The sequence below is a fragment of the Geomobilimonas luticola genome (assembly GCF_018476905.1).
GTDB lineage: Bacteria > Desulfobacterota > Desulfuromonadia > Geobacterales > Geobacteraceae > Geomobilimonas > Geomobilimonas luticola.
Window position 1 is genome coordinate 52,461 of record NZ_JAHCVK010000002.1, and the last position, 17,677, is coordinate 70,137.

Sequence of the window (17,677 nt, forward strand, 5' to 3'; positions counted from 1 at the left end):
TTATTTTGCCGTTCTCCGGGCAATCCAGGCATTCATTTCGCGTATCGAGTCGTAGTCACGGTCGTTGCCGTCGACAAACCGGTCAACCATCATGCCGGCGAGGATTTCCCGTCCGCGTGGGCTCTCGTGCATACGTAGCAGGGTTTCCCGCAGCTGACCCTTGATTGCCGGGTCGACATCCTTCCGCACAACGATGGGAGGTATGCCGTAGGGGGGGGACGTGGTCACGATCCTGGTCTTTGCCGTCAACTCCGGGTGTTGCCACTGGGTATAATCCCAGATAAGGCTGTCTACGGCGGCACCGTCCACCAGTTTTTTGGCAACGGAGTTGATGGACTTGTCGTGGCCGTAGGTGAAGATATGTTTGGCGAAATAGGAATTGGGCGTTTCGTTCATCCGGGAGAGCATGTAGGTGGGGACCAGGCAGCCGCTGTTGGATTTGGGGTCGGTAAACGCGAAGGACTTCCCCCGAAGGCCTGAAAAGTCGCGGATCGGGCTCTCCTGGGGGACGATGATGTAGGCGTGATAAAACGGCTTGCCATGGACCAGGGGGACGGCCAGAAGTTCCAGGCCGAACTTCTGATGTCCGTCCACGTAAGGGCCGGCACAGATAAACGCCACATCCAGCCCACCCGACTCCAGCAGTTTGTTGACCTGATCGTAATTTTCCCGGTCCACCAGCTGGATCGGCCGGTCAATTTTCTCTTCCAGGTAGTCCTTGAGCTGTTTGTAGTAGACGTACCCTTCCTTGGGCGTGATCATTGCTCCCATGCCGAGGCGCAGCGGTGTACGTACCGAGGTGGAGGAAACGCGCTTGAGAACGCGCTGTTGATCAAGGCGTACCTCCTGCGCGTTTCTGTCGGAGCAGCCGGTAAGGGTCATGACTGACATCACGGCCAAATGGCAGAGCAACAGCCGGGTAAAAAGACGGGGCATGATGGCAATTCCTTTCGCCGTCAAACGACTGGCAACGGCTTGCAATCGAATTGTCGGTACAGATTGTAGTTACTATCGAGGATAATTGCAATATTTATACCTCCTTCCCTTGCCGTATCCCCTGGCGCCTGGTAAAAATCCGGCCCTAACTCATGACGTCCCGCAACGGCAGAGGTGCAGGGAGAAAACCCTTTACAAGCCTTCGGCAATTAATATATCATTCATCGGTTACACTCAGACAGGCAAAGGATTTATGAAGATAGACCATATACGCAATTTTTCCATAATCGCCCACATCGACCACGGCAAGTCGACCCTTGCGGACCGTTTGCTGGAGTATACCGGTGCCCTGTCCGACCGTGAAAAGCAGGACCAGTTCCTGGACAAGATGGACCTGGAGCGGGAGCGGGGGATCACCATCAAGGCCCAGACAGTCCGCCTCGTCTACCGGGCCGACGACGGCCGCGATTACGTCCTCAACCTGATCGACACCCCGGGCCACGTTGACTTTACCTATGAGGTCTCACGATCCCTCACTGCGTGCGAGGGTGCGCTCCTGGTCGTCGATGCCTCCCAGGGGGTCGAGGCCCAGACCCTGGCCAACGTCTATCTTGCCATCGACACCAACCTGGAGGTCTTTCCGGTTCTCAATAAGATCGATCTGCCGGCGGCCGAACCGGAGAGGGTCAAGCACGAGATCGAGGAGATCATCGGCATCGACGCCCATGACGCGGTTCTGGCAAGTGCCAAGGAGGGGATCGGCACGCGGGAGATACTGGAGGAGATCGTCTCCAAGATCCCCCCCCCGGCGGGAGACCCGGGGAAACCCCTGCAGGCGCTCCTCTTCGATTCCTGGTACGACCAGTACCAGGGGGTCATCGTGCTGGTCCGGATCATCGATGGAACGGTGAAAAAGGGGGAGAAGATCCTCCTCATGTCCAACAAGAAGAGTTACGAGGTGCTTAAGGTCGGGGTATTCTCGCCGGCCATGTGCGAGGTGCCGTCACTCACCGCTGGAGAAGTCGGCTTCCTCATCGCCGGCATCAAGGATGTGCAGGACGCCAAGGTGGGTGACACGGTGACCCACCTGCACAACCCGTGCGCCGCTCCTCTCCCCGGCTACAAGGAAGTGAAGCCGATGGTCTTCTCCGGCCTCTACCCCATCGATACCGCCCAGTACGAGCAGCTGCGCGATGCCCTGGCCAAGCTGAAGCTGAACGATTCATCCTTCTCCTACGAGCCGGAAACCTCCCTGGCGCTGGGATTCGGTTTCCGCTGCGGCTTCCTGGGACTTCTCCACATGGAGATCATCCAGGAGCGGCTGGAGCGGGAGTTCAATCTCGATCTGATCACTACCGCCCCCACCGTCGTCTACCGGGTTCACAAGGTCGGGGGGGAGATGTTCACCATCGAGAGCGCCAACCAGATGCCGGAACCCCAGCACATCGACTTCATCGAGGAGCCGTTCATCCTGGCCTCCATCCACGTTCCCAACGAGTACGTAGGGGGGATACTGGCCCTGTGCGAGGAGAAACGGGGGGTACAGCGGGAGATCAAGTACCTTACCCCGACCCGGGTGATGGTAATCTATGAACTGCCGCTCAACGAAGTGGTCCTCGATTTCTACGACCGCCTCAAGTCCATAACCAAGGGGTACGCCTCCCTCGATTACGAACAGCTGGACTACCGCCGGAGCGAACTGGTGCGGATGAACATCATGATCAACGGCGAGGTGGTGGATGCCCTCTCCCTCATCATCCACCGGGACAAGGCCTATTACCGCGGCCGCGACCTGGTGTCCAAGATGAAGGAGTTGATCCCCCGCCAGATGTTCGAGATCGCCATCCAGGCGGCCATCGGCAACAAGGTTATCGCCCGGGAGACCGTGAAGGCAATGCGCAAGGACGTGCTTGCCAAGTGTTACGGCGGAGACATCACCCGCAAGCGGAAACTCTTGGAGAAGCAGAAGGAAGGGAAGAAGCGGATGAAGAACATCGGCAACGTGGAGCTCCCCCAGGAAGCGTTTCTCGCCATCCTGAAGGTTGAAGACAAGTAACAAAAATTTTACCCGCAAAGGATGCATCCCCAATGGACGAGTACAAGGATACTTCGGCAGGAGCGACCGACAGCGCCGAGCCCCAGCCGATTACGAAAAAGCACATCGTGCGGGAGTATGCCGAATCGATCATCATAGCGGTAATCCTGGCCCTCATTATCCGCACCTTTGTGGTGCAGGCCTTCAAGATCCCCTCCGGCTCTATGGAGGATACCCTGGCCATCGGCGACCACATTCTGGTGAGCAAGTTCATATACGGCACCAAGATCCCCTTGACCGACAAGCGGATACTTAAAATCCGCGACCCGCGTCGGGGTGACGTGATCGTCTTCGAGTATCCGGAGGACCCGAGCAAGGACTTCATCAAGCGGGTTGTCGGCACGCCGGGGGACGAGGTGCAGGTGATCGACAAGAAGGTCTTCGTCAACGGCAAACCCTACGACAACCCCCATGAGGTGCATAAGGAGAAGGATGTCATCCCGAAGGAGCAGAACCCGCGGGACAACTTCGGGCCGGTAAGGGTGCCGGAGAACTCCTATTTCGTCATGGGTGACAACCGGGACCGTTCATACGACAGCCGTTTCTGGGGTTTCGTGAAAAACGAGAAGATCAAGGGACTTGCCTTCATAAAATACTGGTCGTGGGACAAGGACAAGTTCCGGGTCAGGTGGGGGAGCATCGGGAAGCTGATCGACTGAATCGACTGACACGGTCGAGTACAGGGGAAACGAATAAGGCCATTCGGAGAAAACATCCGGATGGCCTTTTCCGTTACGGTCGGGGGACGTCACGCTTTATAAGGGTCCTGGAGGAGAGGAGGGTCAGCGTACAATGACTTCTACCCGCCGGTTCCGGGGTTCAGGTGTTTCGTCGCCGGTCATGATGAGTAGATTTCCCTTGCCGTGGGAACCTGTTTCGATGATTGCAGGGGTTGCCCCCAGCGATTTCAGCAGGTCGGTGACGGTGCCGGCACGCTGCAGACCGAGCTGATAGTTGTCTTCCGGCGAGCCGACGGTGTCGGTGTGTCCAATGACGGAGAGTTCCGCCGGTTGTCGCAGGTCAATGGCCTCGATAACCTCGGGGAGCAGGGCGGTTGACTCTGGAGTGAGATTGGTGGTGTTCTGTTCGAAATAAAGCAGGTACCTTGCAGGAGGCAACGGCATTGCAGAAAATGGCCCGGCGAAGATTCTGCGCACTTCAGCCTCGTCCATTACCATCGGTGTGGATGGTCCCCCGCCGGTTCTCGAAAACTTCGTTGCCTCCCACGGTTGTTTCAGTACCTGGGAGCCGTGGGGATTCGAAACGGTGACTTTGCCTGACGTCTTGCCCTCCTCCGGCACCAGGACCACAAGGTTCTGGTGCCCGGCACAGCCCGGCAGAAAAACCGCGAGCGTCAGCCAAAGAAGTACTCCTATCCGGTGCATTCCATATTCCGTTATCATGGTACGACCCTCATCATAAGATAGGTTCCCTTGATTCCCAGACTTGCCTTTGGCGTCTCAATCCGCACCGCTTCGGGAGCCAGTTTGGCTATCCTTCCCGATCGGTAGCCGATAATGCCGCGCGTTACCCGCAGAACCATTCCCATGTTCTGCCGGGAGGGCTCGAAGACGAACCTGTCGATGTGGAGTTCACTTGAGGAGCCGAGCGCGAGGATTGTATCGTCCCTGAGTATGATCGATATCCTGCCGGTCGGACCGGTTGAGAGTATATCTTTCTGATAAAGCTGCTGGCCGGGTTGTGCGGCTATGCGCTGGGTGTTCCGCAGTATTGCGACATCGCCAGCAGCCACCTTTACCAGGCCAATGGGGCGGAGTTCTTCCGCAGAAAATGCCGAAGTAGAGGCAGCAAGCAGGGTGCAAATCACCAGGAGCCCGATGCGCATCGAGTACTCTCCTTGAGGGGGGGGTGTAGACATTTCGTCATAGTTTACTGTAAACACATGAATTGTAAAACATTAAAAATTTCATGTAGTGCTCGGATGCAGGTTGCCATGGATTGGTCAGGCAAATATCCCTTGACTCCGCCCCGCAGAGGATGGTAAAGTTCCTCCGAACCTGCCCATACTGCCTTTTAACTTAACCCCGTGAGGTTAGCAAAGGTGTCGAAAACAGTTACCAGAAGAGTATTCTGAGAGCCTTTCCGCCTGTCCGCGGAGAGGCTCTTTTTTGTGAGGTTCGCGTGGTAGGGGTAACCCCTGTGGTTGCCCGTGAATCGGGCAGGCACAGAGGTCTGACCCTGCGAGAACAGGAGGAGGCACAGTGGCGACAGAGGGGACGGTTATTCTGGATGGGGCCGGGGTAAAACGGGCGCTCACCCGTATTGCCCACGAGATTCTGGAGAAGAACAAGGGGGTAGGGGGGCTGGTGCTGGTCGGTATCAGGACCGGCGGGGTGCACCTGGCCCATGAACTGGCGGATCGCCTGGCAGAGATCGAGGGGGAAAAAGTGCCGGTCGGAGCGGTTGACATAACCCTCTATCGGGACGACATCAAGGGGCATGCGGAGCACCTGCCGGTCGGGAAGACCGAGATCCCCTTCACCCTCGAAGGGCGGATAGTTGTCCTGGTGGATGACGTCCTCTATACGGGGCGTACCATCCGGGCCGCGATGGATGCCCTGATGGACCACGGCCGGCCCACCTCAATCCAGCTGGCGGTGCTTGTCGACCGGGGGCATCGGGAACTCCCGATCCGGGCCGACTTTGTCGGGCGAAACGTGCCGACCAGCCGCACAGAGAATATCCAGGTCATGTTCGATGCCATCAACAAACCGACTGACGTGGTGCTACAAAAGTGATGCAGGTAAAGGTAGAGGTAAAGTCATAATACTTTTTCTCAACCTCTGCCTGTGAGTGAAACGAACGAATACCTATACCTGCTCGCAGGGCGAGCTGACAGGGGGACGCCATGGGCTTCAAACACAAGGACATCATCGCGCTCAGGGACCTGACGAAGGAGGATATCGAACTCCTCATTTCCACGGCGGAAAGCATGCGCGAGATCAACAGCCGCGACATCAAGAAGGTTCCGACGCTGCGGGGCAAGACCATTATTAATCTCTTCTACGAGTCCTCCACCCGGACCCGGACATCCTTTGAGATTGCCGCCAAGCGTCTCTCGGCCGACACGGTCAATATCTCCCCCTCAACCAGTTCGGCCACCAAGGGCGAGACCCTGGCGGACACCGCCCTGAACCTGCTGGCCATGAAGCCGGACATCATCGTCATGCGCCATGCCGTCTCCGGTTCCCACTACTTCCTCTCCAAGAAGATACCCTGCTCCATTATCAACGCCGGTGATGGTGCCCACGAGCACCCCTCCCAGGGGCTTCTGGACATGCTGACGATAAAGGACAAATTCGGGCGACTGGACGGCCTGAAGGTCGCCATCGTCGGCGACATCACCCACAGCCGCGTGGCTCGCTCCGATATCCAGGGGCTGACCAAGATGGGGTCCCACGTATTCCTTGCCGGCCCTCCCACCATGGTGCCGCCGGGGGTGGAAAAGCTCGGGAATGTTACGGTCTGTCCCACCATGAAGGAGGCGATCCAGGATGCTGACGTGGTGATCATGCTCCGGATTCAGCAGGAGCGCCAGGGAAAGACCCTGATGCCCAATGCCCGCGAGTATTCCCGCTATTTCGGCCTGAACCCGGAAAACCTCAAGCTGGCCAAGCCGGATGCCATGGTCATGCACCCCGGCCCCATCAACCGCGGCGTGGAGATGTCCTCCTACGTAGTGGACGGCGACCAGTCCCACATTCTGAAACAGGTGGAGAACGGGGTGGCGGTGAGGATGGCGATGCTCTACCACGTCTGCGGCGGCGAACTCGCAGAGTGAGAACGCACACTTTTGCGCAATCTCGGCGTCAGATTTCTCGTTTCCTTGTGCGGCGTAGCGCTGCTACGCCTCCGCGTAAACGCTCATCTTCCTTGACCTTGCACAAAATTGAGCGTTCTTGGCACTAACTGATTTCGATACTTTTTACGAGGTGACCATATGAATCTGTTGATAAAGAATGGCAGGGTGATCGACCCGTCCCAGGGGATAGACGACATGCTGGATGTGGTGGTGGAGAAGGGGGTGGTGAAGGAGGTCGGCAAAGGGCTCAAGGCGCCCGCCGGTGCCGAGACCATCGACGCCGCCGGCAAGTACGTGGTGCCGGGGCTGGTGGACATGCACGTTCACCTGCGCGACCCGGGGCTCGAGTACAAGGAGGATATCGTATCCGGCACCCGGGCTGCGGCAGCCGGCGGTTTCACCTCGGTTGCCTGCATGCCCAACACCAAGCCGGTCATCGACAACAAGGCGGTGGCGAACTACATCATCGCCAAGGCCAGGGCGGAAGGGTTTGCCAACGTCTTTCCCATCGGTTCCATCACCTACGGCTCCCACGGCGAGCGGCTGGCGGAGATGGGGGAACTCAAAGAGTCGGGGTGCGTCGCGGTATCCGACGACGGCAAACCGGTAGTTAACTCCGAACTGATGCGCCGGGCTCTTGAGTATGCCCGGGGGATGGGGATTCTGGTCATCTCCCATGCCGAAGACCTTGCCCTCGTCGGCGAAGGGGTGATGAACGAGGGATTCACCTCGACGGAACTGGGGCTCAAGGGGATTCCGTCCGCCGGGGAAGATATCGCCACGGCACGCGACGTCATGCTGGCCGAGTACACCAGCTCGCCGCTCCACATCGCCCACGTCTCCACCCGCGGGGCGGTGCGCATCATCCGGGAGGCCAAGGCGCGCGGCGTGAAGGTCACCTGCGAGACGGCCCCCCACTACTTCAGCCTGACCGATGATGCGGTGCGCGGCTACAACACCAATGCCAAGATGAACCCGCCACTGCGGGAGGCGGATGATGTGGCTGCCATCAAGGAAGGGCTCAAGGACGGCACCATCGATACCATCGCCACCGACCACGCCCCCCATCATATCGATGAAAAGGATGTGGAGTTCAATGTGGCCCTGAACGGCATCGTCGGCCTGGAGACTTCCCTGCCGCTCTCCCTCAAGCTGGTGGAAGAGAAGGTGCTCACCCTTTCCCAACTCATTGAGAAGATGGCAGGCAATCCGGCCAGGATCCTCGGTATCGGCAGGGGGACCCTCAAGGCGGGGGCCGTAGCCGACATCACCGTCATCGACCCGGCCGTCGAATGGACGGTCACCGGGGAAGGGCTCGCCTCCAAGTCCAAGAACTCCCCCTGGTTGGGAGAGCAAATGAAGGGTGGGGCGGCGTACACCATTCTCGGCGGTAAAGTAGTTTTCAAACGGCAATAGAATCAGGCAAAGCAATTAACCACAGAGGGCGCAGAGAAACGCAGAGGAAAATCAAAATCTTGATAGAACACGGAACAGGCGAAAAAAACTGGATAAAGGCGGATTAGAGTCAAATCCTTTTAGGTTTAAAACCAAAAAAAGCTTTTTCAGGTTTAATCCGCAGTTATCCGGCAGTTTTCGCAGTTTCCGTGTTCCATTGCTTTCAGGTTTCCTCCGATTTTCTCCGTGTCCTTTAGACCCTGTGGGTCTCTGTGGTAAATGATTTTCAAGGGGTTATGTTTATGAAAGCAGTTCTCGCGCTCGCCGACGGGCGCATCTTTGCGGGGAAATCCTTCGGCGCTTCCGGTGAAGCCACCGGCGAGGTTGTGTTCAACACCGCCATGACCGGATACCAGGAGGTCCTGACCGACCCCTCCTACCGGGGGCAGATGGTCACCATGACCTATACCCAGATCGGCAACACCGGCATCAACCCGGAGGATATCGAGAGCAGGCAGCTCTACCTCTCCGGCTTCATCGTCAAGGAGTACCACGACTTCCACTCAAACTGGCGGGCAACCATGAGCCTTGACAGCTATCTGAAGGAGAATGGGGTAGTGGGTATCCAGGGGCTCGACACCCGGGCGCTGACCCGCCATCTGCGGGACAAGGGAGCCCAGAACGGGATCATCTCCACCGTCGATTTCGATCCGGAGAGCCTGCTCAGGAAGGTGCGTGCCGTTCCCTCCATGGCCGGTCTCGATCTTGCCAGCGGTGTTTCCTGTGACAAACCGTACCACTGGACCGAGAAGCTCTGGGAGCTGGGGGAAGGGTATGGCCAGGCGACACCGGCGGAATTGAAGTACAAGGTGGTCGCCTACGACTTCGGCATCAAGTACAACATCCTCCGTTGCCTCGTTTCCGCCGGCTGCGACGTGACGGTGGTTCCTGCCACCTTCCCTGCGGAAGAGGCGCTGGCCATGAATCCGGACGGGATATTCCTCAGCAACGGCCCGGGGGATCCGGAGCCGATGACCGCAGTGATCGAGAACATCCGGAAGTTAGTCGGCAAGAAGCCGATCTTCGGCATCTGTCTCGGCCACCAACTCCTGGGGCTTGCCCTGGGTGGGCGGACCATGAAGCTCAAGTTCGGCAACCACGGCTCGAACCTGCCGGTCATGGACCTGGCGACGCGGAAGGTGGAGATCACCGCCCAGAACCACGGCTTCTCGGTGGATATCGTGTCGCTGGGGCATGCATGTGAGCTGGCCCACGAGAACCTGAACGACCAGACCGTGGAGGGGATGCGGCACAGGGACCTCCCCATCTTCTCGGTCCAGCACCACCCGGAGGCGTCGCCGGGGCCCCATGATTCGCATTATCTCTTTTCGCGTTTTGTGGAAATGATGGAGACAAACAGGTGACCAGGGACTAGGGACCAGGGACCAGGGACCGGTAACGGCAGGTCTTGGTGAGCATTTACTGGTCCCCGTTTCCCGGTCCCCGATTACCATGAATTACCTCGATCTTTACAATTCAGGCGAGTTGCTGCGACGGGTGCGGACGGCCTATGCCCGGCTCAAGAGTTGTGACCTTTGCCCCCACGACTGCCGGGTGAACAGGCTGGCGGGGGAGACGGGGGTCTGCCGGAGCGGAGCACTGCCCCGGGTTGCATCGGCCAATGTTCACCGGGGGGAGGAACCCCCCATCTCCGGGACGCGGGGGTCGGGGACGATCTTCTTCTCCAACTGTAACCTCCGCTGCCGCTTCTGCCAGAATTTCCCCATCAGCCAGTTCGGCAACGGGGAGGATGTGACGACCCGAGAGCTGTCGGCCAGGATGCTGAAGCTCCAGCGACAGCGGGCCCATAACCTGAACCTGGTCACCCCGAGCCACTTCCTCCCGCAGTTTCTGGCGGCTCTCTATCTGGCGATCGGTGAGGGTTTCCGGCTCCCCATCGTCTGGAACTCCAACGGCTACGAACGGGTGGATGCGCTGGAACTCCTGGACGGGGTGGTGGATATCTACCTGCCGGACATGAAGTACGTGGCGGAAGATCCGGCGGTGAACTTCTCATCGGCTCACGGCTACCGGGAGATCAACCGGCGTGCGGTGCGGGAGATGCTTCGCCAGGTGGGACACCTGCAGCTGGACGAGGAGGGGATCGGGGTGCGCGGCCTCATCGTTCGTCACCTGGTCCTCCCCGAGGGGCACGCCGGCAGCCGGGAGACACTCCGCTGGATTTCAGAAAACCTTGGGGGGGATACCCACATCTCCCTGATGAAGCAATTCTTTCCGGCCCATGAGGCAGGGCAGATACCCGGCATCCACCGGAAGATCACCGACGAAGAGTACGAGGCGGCGGTGGAGGCCCTGGAAGAGGCGGGGCTGGAAAACGGCTGGGTGCAGGAATAGAGCAAAAGCTGCGTTTACAGGGATAAACAGGGTACGAGGGATAACGTCAAAACCTGAAGGTTACATCCTGTCTATCCTGAATATCCCTGTGCATATAGGTTTGAGGTTTTGTCGTGAGAACGATCGTATTACTGCTGCTGTCCAACATTTTCATGACCTTTGCCTGGTACGCCCATCTGAAGGACCTCCGTACCGCCCCCTGGTTTGTCGCGGTGCTGGTGAGCTGGGGGCTGGCTTTCTTCGAATACATGCTCCAGGTGCCGGCCAACCGGGCGGGCTACGGAACCTTCAACCTGGGGCAGTTGAAGATCATGCAGGAAGTGATAACGCTCTCCGTATTCGTGCCGTTCGCGGTCTTTTACATGGGGCAGCCGCTGAAGCTCGATTTTCTCTGGGCGGGGTGTTGTCTGGCAGGGGCGGTATTCTTCATATTCCGGGGGTGAAACGCGCCTTTAATGTCTTCGCGTTCCCTTGACAGCCTTGATCTTGCGAAAAAATCGCGTTTCTCGGAAAAGCACCCCGTTTATTTGCGAACAGGAGTTATGGATGCCCAAACGTACCGACATCAAGAAGATCCTCATCATCGGTTCCGGCCCGATTATCATCGGTCAGGCGTGCGAGTTCGACTACTCGGGCACCCAGGCATGCAAGGCTCTGCGCAAGCTTGGATACCAGATCGTGCTGGTCAATTCCAATCCGGCCACGATCATGACCGATCCCGGCATGGCGGATGTGACCTACATCGAGCCGCTCAATGTCCCTACGCTCACCGAGATAATCGCCAAGGAACGGCCGGATGCCCTGTTGCCCAACCTGGGGGGACAGACCGGATTGAACCTTTCCAGCGCCCTGGCCGAGGCCGGCGTTCTGGACACGTACAAGGTCAAGGTGATCGGTGTCAATCTCGACGCGATCAAGCGCGGCGAGGACCGGGAGACATTCAAGGAGACCATGACCCGTCTCGGCATTGAGACTGCCCGCAGCGACGTCGCCCACAGCCTGGAGGAGGCGAAGGAGGTGCTGGCGAAGATCGGTCTGCCGGTAGTTATCCGTCCGGCGTACACCATGGGGGGGACCGGCGGCGGTTTTGCCTACAATATGGACGAGTTCGAGACCATCGTCAGCCGCGGACTCTCGGCCAGCCCGGTGAGTCAGGTACTGGTGGAAGAATCGGTCCTCGGGTGGGAAGAGCTTGAGCTCGAGGTGGTACGGGACGCTAAGAATCAGAAAATAACGGTCTGCTTCATCGAGAACGTGGACGCCATGGGGGTGCATACCGGCGACTCCTATTGCACCGCGCCGATGCTGACCATCGCCCCGGAACTGCAGGCCAGGCTGCAGGACTACTCCTACCGGATCGTCGATGCCATTGAGGTGATCGGCGGCACCAACGTGCAGTTCGCCCACGACCCGAAGAGTGGGCGGGTGGTGGTCATCGAGATCAACCCGCGCACCTCCCGCTCATCAGCCCTTGCCTCCAAGGCCACCGGTTTCCCGATCGCGCTGGTCTCCTCCATGCTGGCCGCCGGCCTGACCCTGGACGAGATCCCCTATTGGCGCGACGGGTCGCTGGAGAAGTACACGCCGTCCGGCGACTATGTGGTGGTCAAATTCGCCCGATGGGCCTTCGAGAAGTTCAAGGGTGTGCAGGACAAGCTGGGTACCCAGATGCGGGCCGTCGGCGAGGTGATGAGTATCGGCAAGAATTACAAGGAAGCGCTGCAGAAGGCAATCCGCTCCCTGGAGAACGGTCGTCATGGCCTTGGCTTTGCCAGGGATTTCAACCGCAAGACGCTTGCCGAGCTAATGGAGCTTCTGGCCGAACCGTCCAGCGAGCGGCAGTTCATCCTCTACGAAGCGCTCCGCAAGGGAGCAGCCATTGATCTGCTTCATGAGCGGACCCACATCAAGACCTGGTTCCTGGAGCAGATGCAGGAACTGGTCGTGCTTGAGGAGCAGATTCTGCAGCACAAGGGGAACCTGCCGCCCGACGACCTGCTGATCCAGGCCAAGAAGGACGGTTTTGCCGACCGCTATCTGGCCCGGATCCTCGATGTCCCGGAACAGGCTGTACGCGAGCGCCGCATAGCCCTTGGCGTAGTGGAGGCATGGGAGCCGGTGCCGGTCAGCGGGGTTGAGGACGCGGCATATTATTTCTCCACCTACAACGCGCCGGATGCGGTCGGGGTGACCGGCCGGAAGAAGATCATGGTCCTGGGGGGAGGCCCGAACCGGATCGGCCAGGGGATCGAATTCGACTACTGCTGTGTCCATACCGCCTTTGCCCTCAAGGATGCGGGGTATGAGACCATCATGATCAACTGTAATCCGGAGACGGTCTCCACCGATTATGACACCTCCGACAAGCTCTACTTTGAGCCGTTGACGGTGGAGGATGTCGTTTCCATCTATGCCAAGGAGCGGCCGGAAGGGGTTCTGGTTCAGTTCGGCGGCCAGACTCCGCTCAATATAGCCCGCCAGTTGCAGGATGCCGGAGTCAGAATCATCGGCACCAGCCCGGATACCATCGATCTTGCCGAGGACCGGGAGCAGTTCAACGCCATGATGCGGAAGCTCGACATTCCCCAGCCGGAATCAGGCATGGCCAGCACCCTGGATGAGGCGTTGGCCATCGCGGCGCGCATTGGCTACCCGCTTATCGTACGCCCCTCCTACGTGCTCGGCGGCAGGGCCATGGAGGTGGTTCACGACGAAGAGATGCTGCGGGAGTATCTGGCCAAGGCGGTGGATGTGACCCCGGAACGGCCGATACTGATAGACCGGTTCCTCCAGAACGCCATCGAGGCCGAGGCCGATGCCATCAGCGACGGCACCGATGCCTTCGTTCCGGCCGTGATGGAGCATATCGAGCTTGCAGGGGTGCACTCGGGCGATTCGGCCTGTGTCATCCCGCCGGTCAACATCCCGGCGAAGCACATCGCCACCATTGAGGAATACACCCGGCGGATCGCCGTGGAGATGGGGGTCGTGGGGCTGATGAACATCCAGTACGCCATTGCCGACGATAAGGTCTACATCCTCGAGGCCAATCCGCGGGCAAGCCGGACCGTCCCCCTGGTTTCCAAGGTCTGCAATATCCCGATGCCCCGGCTTGCCGTGCAGGTGATGCTCGGTGCCAGGTTGAAGGATATGGGGCTTGTTCGCCGCCCGGTTCCCCATTTCGGTGTGAAGGAAGCGGTATTCCCCTTCAACATGTTCCCGGAAGTCGACCCGGTGCTTGGACCGGAGATGCGCTCGACCGGCGAAGTACTCGGCATGGCCGCTTCCTACGGCATGGCCTTCTACAAAGCCCAGGAGGGGGCCAACTCCATCCTTCCGCTGGAAGGAACGGTACTCATAACCGTTGCCGAACACGACCGCGCCGGTGCACTCGACGCCGCCCGCCGTTTTTCCGCGCTCGGTTTCGGCATCATGGCCACGCAGGGGACAGCGCAGTACCTGACAGAGAACGGCGTTGCCGCGCAAGCCGTTCTGAAGATGCACGAGGGAAGGCCCCATGTCGCCGACGCCATCAAGAACGGCGAAGTGCAGCTGGTGGTCAACACCCCGTCCGGCAAGACCAGTATTCATGATGATTCGTACATCCGCAAGGCTGCGATCAAGCACAAGGTTCCCTACATCACCACCACCGCCGCGGCAGTTGCGGCAGCAGAGGGGATCGCCGCCAGGCGGCAGGGGAAAGAAGATATCCGGAGCCTCCAGGAGTACCATGCGACCATTCAGTAGCGTAAAGGAGTTGTGCCTACATGCCTAAAAGAACAGATATCCATAAGATTCTCATCATCGGCGCCGGCCCCATCGTCATCGGCCAGGCGTGCGAATTCGACTACTCCGGCACCCAGGCGTGCAAGGCGCTCAAGGAGGAGGGATTCGAGGTGGTGCTGTTGAACAGCAACCCGGCCACCATCATGACCGACCCGGATTTCGCCCACCGGACCTACATCGAGCCGGTGACCCCGGAGATGCTCGCCAAGATCATCGCCAAGGAGCGCCCCGATGCCGTCCTCCCCACCCTGGGGGGACAGACGGCGCTCAACACCGCGGTGGCGGTGGCGGAGAACGGCATTCTGGAAAAGTACGGCGTGGAACTCATCGGCGCCAAACTCCCCGCCATCAAGAAGGCGGAGGACAGGACCCTGTTCAAGGAGGCGATGGAGCGGATCGGTCTGTCGGTCCCCCGGTCGGGGCTTGCCCATGATCGCCAGGAGGCTATGGCCGTCATCAAGGAAATAGGCTTCCCGGCCATCATCCGCCCTTCGTTCACCCTGGGGGGGACCGGCGGCGGCATAGCCTACAACATGGAAGAGTACGAGCGGATGGCCATGGCGGGGATCGATGCCTCCCCCACCGACGAGATCCTCGTTGAGGAGTCGGTCATCGGCTGGAAGGAGTACGAACTGGAGGTGATGCGGGACACCGCCGACAACGTGGTGATCATCTGCTCCATCGAGAACTTCGACCCCATGGGGGTCCATACGGGCGATTCCATTACCGTCGCGCCTGCCCAGACCCTGACCGACAAGGAGTACCAGATTCTCCGGGACGCATCCCTGAAGATCATCCGGGAGATCGGTGTGGACACCGGCGGTTCCAATATCCAGTTTGGCATCAACCCCCGTGACGGTCGCCTCGTGGTGATCGAGATGAACCCCCGCGTCTCCCGCTCGTCGGCCCTGGCCTCCAAGGCGACCGGCTTTCCCATCGCCAAGATCGCCGCCAAGCTAGCGGTCGGCTATACCCTGGACGAGATCACCAACGACATCACCCGCGAAACGCCCGCCTGCTTCGAGCCGGCCATAGATTACGTGGTGACCAAGATTCCCCGCTTCACCTTCGAGAAGTTCCCCGCCGCCGATTCCACCCTCACCACCCAGATGAAGTCGGTGGGGGAGGTGATGGCCATCGGCCGGACCTTCAAGGAGTCGTTCCAGAAGGCGCTTCGCTCCCTGGAGATCGGTTCCTGCGGCTTCGAGTCCCGCCTCTTTGACCTGGGGAAAGAGACCCGTCGGGCTTTGACACCCGCTGAGCAGCAGCTTCTTCTGGACAAGCTGGGAACTCCCAACTGGGAACGGCTCTGGTTCGTGGGGGATGCGATCCGGAGCGGTATGGAGGTGGACAGGCTTTACAAAATCACCGGCATCGATCCCTGGTTCCTCCACAACATCCGGCAGATCATCGAGATGGAGGACAAGCTCAAGCAGGTAAAGGTAGAGGCAAAGGAAAACCTTAAAGACCTTCTTCGCGAGGCGAAGCAGTACGGTTTCAGCGACAGGTTCCTCGGCAAGCTGTGGGGAAGGAACGAGGAGGAGATGCGCAAGCTCCGCCTTTCCCTCGGTGTCACGCCGGTCTTCAAGCGTGTTGATACCTGCGCCGCCGAGTTTGTCGCCTACACTCCCTATCTCTACTCCACCTACGAGGAGGAGTGCGAGGCGGAGGTGACCGACCGGAAGAAGATCATGATCCTGGGGGGTGGCCCCAACCGGATCGGCCAGGGGATCGAGTTCGATTACTGCTGTGTCCACGGCGTCTTTGCCCTGGCGGAGGACGGCTACGAGACCATCATGGTAAACTGCAATCCGGAGACGGTCTCCACCGACTACGACACCTCCGACCGCCTCTACTTCGAGCCTCTCACCTATGAGGATGTCCTGAGCATCGTGGATGTGGAGAAGCCGGACGGGGTGATCGTCCAGTTCGGCGGCCAGACGCCGCTGAAGCTGGCCGTGGCACTGGAGAAGGCGGGCGTCCCCATCATCGGTACTTCCCCCGACGCAATCGACCGGGCTGAGGACCGGGAGCGGTTCCAGGAGATGCTCCACAAGCTGGGGCTGCGCCAGCCGGAAAACGGCACCGCCCGCTCCTTCGAGGAGGCGGAAAAGGTGGCCGACCGTATCGGCTACCCCGTGGTGGTCCGCCCCTCTTACGTTCTTGGCGGGCGCGCCATGGAGATCGTCTACGATGTGGACAATCTGCGCCGTTACATGCATACCGCCGTGCAGGCGTCCCCCGAGCACCCGATCCTCGTCGACAAGTTCCTGGACGAAGCGATCGAGGTGGATGTGGATGCTCTCTGCGACGGTCGCGAGGTAGTGATCGGCGGGATCATGGAGCACATCGAGGAGGCGGGGATCCATTCCGGCGACTCGGCCTGCTCCCTTCCCCCCTACTCCATTTCCCCGGAAGTGGTGGCGGAAATCCGTCGCCAGACCGTGGCCATGGCCCTTGAGTTGAAGGTGAAGGGGCTGATGAACGTCCAGTACGCGGTGAAGGACGGGGTTATTTTCATCCTTGAGGTGAATCCGCGGGCCTCCCGTACGGCCCCCTTCGTCTCCAAGGCCACCGGCCGGCCCCTGGCGAAGATCGCCGCCCGCGTCATGGCGGGCAAGAGCCTGCAGGAACTGGGGGTCAGTGGCGATATCGTCCCCGCGCATATGTCGGTCAAGGAGTCGGTCTTCCCCTTCGTGAAGTTCCCCGGCGTGGACACCATCCTCGGCCCGGAGATGAAGTCCACCGGCGAGGTGATGGGGATCGATGCCGACTTTGCCACCGCCTTTGCCAAGGCACAGCTGGGAGCGGGGGTCAAGCTCCCCACCAGTGGCCGGGTCTTCATAAGTGTGCGTGACGCCGACAAGAAACATATTGTCACCGCCGCGAAAAAACTGTATGATCACGGATTCGAACTGGTTGCAACCCGTGGCACTGCCGCATTCCTGCAGGAGAAGGGGCTTGCGGTGCGGGTTATCAACAAGGTGCTGGAAGGGCGTCCCCACATCGTCGATGCCATCAAGAACGGCGAGATCGCCATGGTGATCAACACCACCCAGGGAGCCCAGGCGGTTGCCGATTCCTTCTCCATCCGCCGCAACACCCTGATGCACAACATCGCCTACTACACCACAGCATCCGGTGCCCGGGCCGCCGTGGACGGCATGATCGCGGTAAAGAAGGAAGCGCTGGACGTGAAGCCGATCCAGGAATATCTGGGCTGACGT

Annotated in this window: 13 protein-coding genes; 10 read left to right on the plus strand and 3 right to left on the minus strand. The window is 59.6% G+C overall.

What is annotated here, in order from left to right; translation table 11 throughout:
• Positions 1 to 936 carry a substrate-binding domain-containing protein gene (locus tag KI810_RS06940; RefSeq protein ID WP_214174787.1) on the minus strand — a complete coding sequence of 312 codons (936 nt, stop codon included), beginning with the start codon at positions 934 to 936 and terminating at the stop codon, positions 1 to 3.
• 253 nt (positions 937 to 1,189) lie between these two features.
• Here KI810_RS06940 and lepA point away from each other — a divergent pair, with 253 nt between their 5' ends.
• Complete coding sequence (gene lepA / locus KI810_RS06945; protein WP_214174788.1) at positions 1,190 to 2,992, plus strand: translation elongation factor 4; 1,803 nt, start codon at positions 1,190 to 1,192, stop codon at positions 2,990 to 2,992.
• 32 nt (positions 2,993 to 3,024) lie between these two features.
• Positions 3,025 to 3,690 carry a signal peptidase I gene (gene lepB, locus KI810_RS06950; protein ID WP_214174789.1) on the plus strand — a complete coding sequence of 222 codons (666 nt, stop codon included), beginning with the start codon at positions 3,025 to 3,027 and terminating at the stop codon, positions 3,688 to 3,690.
• 123 nt (positions 3,691 to 3,813) lie between these two features.
• On the opposite strand, the gene KI810_RS06955 is transcribed toward lepB, so the two are convergent.
• Positions 3,814 to 4,434, minus strand: coding sequence for an OmpA family protein (locus tag KI810_RS06955; RefSeq protein WP_214174790.1), 621 nt, complete (start codon positions 4,432 to 4,434; stop codon positions 3,814 to 3,816).
• A complete protein-coding gene (locus KI810_RS06960; RefSeq protein ID WP_214174791.1) occupies positions 4,431 to 4,877 on the minus strand; it encodes a FecR family protein in 447 nt (148 codons plus the stop codon). Before KI810_RS06960 ends, KI810_RS06955 begins: the two co-directional genes overlap by 4 nt.
• Before the next feature lie 376 nt (positions 4,878 to 5,253).
• Between KI810_RS06960 and pyrR the strand changes: the two genes are divergently transcribed.
• The 8 genes from pyrR (at position 5,254) to carB (KI810_RS07000) (ending at position 17,674) form a co-directional block, all read left to right on the plus strand.
• The gene (gene pyrR, locus KI810_RS06965) at positions 5,254 to 5,790 is read left to right on the plus strand and encodes a bifunctional pyr operon transcriptional regulator/uracil phosphoribosyltransferase PyrR (RefSeq protein ID WP_214174792.1); all 537 of its coding nucleotides are present in this window, start codon (positions 5,254 to 5,256) and stop codon (positions 5,788 to 5,790) included.
• 110 nt (positions 5,791 to 5,900) lie between these two features.
• Positions 5,901 to 6,833, plus strand: coding sequence for an aspartate carbamoyltransferase catalytic subunit (locus KI810_RS06970; protein WP_214174793.1), 933 nt, complete (start codon positions 5,901 to 5,903; stop codon positions 6,831 to 6,833).
• Positions 6,834 to 6,992: 159 nt separating this feature from the next.
• Positions 6,993 to 8,270, plus strand: coding sequence for a dihydroorotase (locus tag KI810_RS06975; protein WP_214174794.1), 1,278 nt, complete (start codon positions 6,993 to 6,995; stop codon positions 8,268 to 8,270).
• A 281-nt stretch (positions 8,271 to 8,551) separates the two neighbouring features.
• On the plus strand, positions 8,552 to 9,673 hold the full coding sequence (gene carA / locus KI810_RS06980; RefSeq protein ID WP_214174795.1) for a glutamine-hydrolyzing carbamoyl-phosphate synthase small subunit: 1,122 nt from the start codon (positions 8,552 to 8,554) through the stop codon (positions 9,671 to 9,673).
• A gap of 88 nt (positions 9,674 to 9,761) precedes the next feature.
• Positions 9,762 to 10,664, plus strand: a complete 903-nt coding sequence (locus KI810_RS06985; protein ID WP_214174796.1) for a radical SAM protein — start codon at positions 9,762 to 9,764, stop codon at positions 10,662 to 10,664.
• 113 nt (positions 10,665 to 10,777) lie between these two features.
• On the plus strand, positions 10,778 to 11,107 hold the full coding sequence (locus KI810_RS06990) for a DMT family protein (protein ID WP_214174797.1): 330 nt from the start codon (positions 10,778 to 10,780) through the stop codon (positions 11,105 to 11,107).
• Between the two features lie 103 nt (positions 11,108 to 11,210).
• Positions 11,211 to 14,411, plus strand: coding sequence for a carbamoyl-phosphate synthase large subunit (gene carB / locus KI810_RS06995; RefSeq protein WP_214174798.1), 3,201 nt, complete (start codon positions 11,211 to 11,213; stop codon positions 14,409 to 14,411).
• A gap of 20 nt (positions 14,412 to 14,431) precedes the next feature.
• The gene (carB, locus tag KI810_RS07000; protein ID WP_214174799.1) at positions 14,432 to 17,674 is read left to right on the plus strand and encodes a carbamoyl-phosphate synthase large subunit; all 3,243 of its coding nucleotides are present in this window, start codon (positions 14,432 to 14,434) and stop codon (positions 17,672 to 17,674) included.
• Positions 17,675 to 17,677: the final 3 nt, after the last annotated feature.

Excerpts from the sequence above, each read along its gene's own strand:
- KI810_RS06940 (WP_214174787.1), bottom strand. The coding sequence starts at position 936 with ATGCCCCGTCTTTTTACCCGGCTGTTGCTCTGCCATTTGGCCGTGATG.
- lepA (WP_214174788.1), top strand. The coding sequence starts at position 1,190 with ATGAAGATAGACCATATACGCAATTTTTCCATAATCGCCCACATCGAC.
- lepB (WP_214174789.1), top strand. The coding sequence starts at position 3,025 with ATGGACGAGTACAAGGATACTTCGGCAGGAGCGACCGACAGCGCCGAG.
- KI810_RS06955 (WP_214174790.1), bottom strand. The coding sequence starts at position 4,434 with ATGATAACGGAATATGGAATGCACCGGATAGGAGTACTTCTTTGGCTG.
- KI810_RS06960 (WP_214174791.1), bottom strand. The coding sequence starts at position 4,877 with ATGCGCATCGGGCTCCTGGTGATTTGCACCCTGCTTGCTGCCTCTACT.
- KI810_RS06970 (WP_214174793.1), top strand. The coding sequence starts at position 5,901 with ATGGGCTTCAAACACAAGGACATCATCGCGCTCAGGGACCTGACGAAG.
- KI810_RS06975 (WP_214174794.1), top strand. The coding sequence starts at position 6,993 with ATGAATCTGTTGATAAAGAATGGCAGGGTGATCGACCCGTCCCAGGGG.
- carA (WP_214174795.1), top strand. The coding sequence starts at position 8,552 with ATGAAAGCAGTTCTCGCGCTCGCCGACGGGCGCATCTTTGCGGGGAAA.
- KI810_RS06985 (WP_214174796.1), top strand. The coding sequence starts at position 9,762 with ATGAATTACCTCGATCTTTACAATTCAGGCGAGTTGCTGCGACGGGTG.
- carB (WP_214174798.1), top strand. The coding sequence starts at position 11,211 with ATGCCCAAACGTACCGACATCAAGAAGATCCTCATCATCGGTTCCGGC.
- carB (WP_214174799.1), top strand. The coding sequence starts at position 14,432 with ATGCCTAAAAGAACAGATATCCATAAGATTCTCATCATCGGCGCCGGC.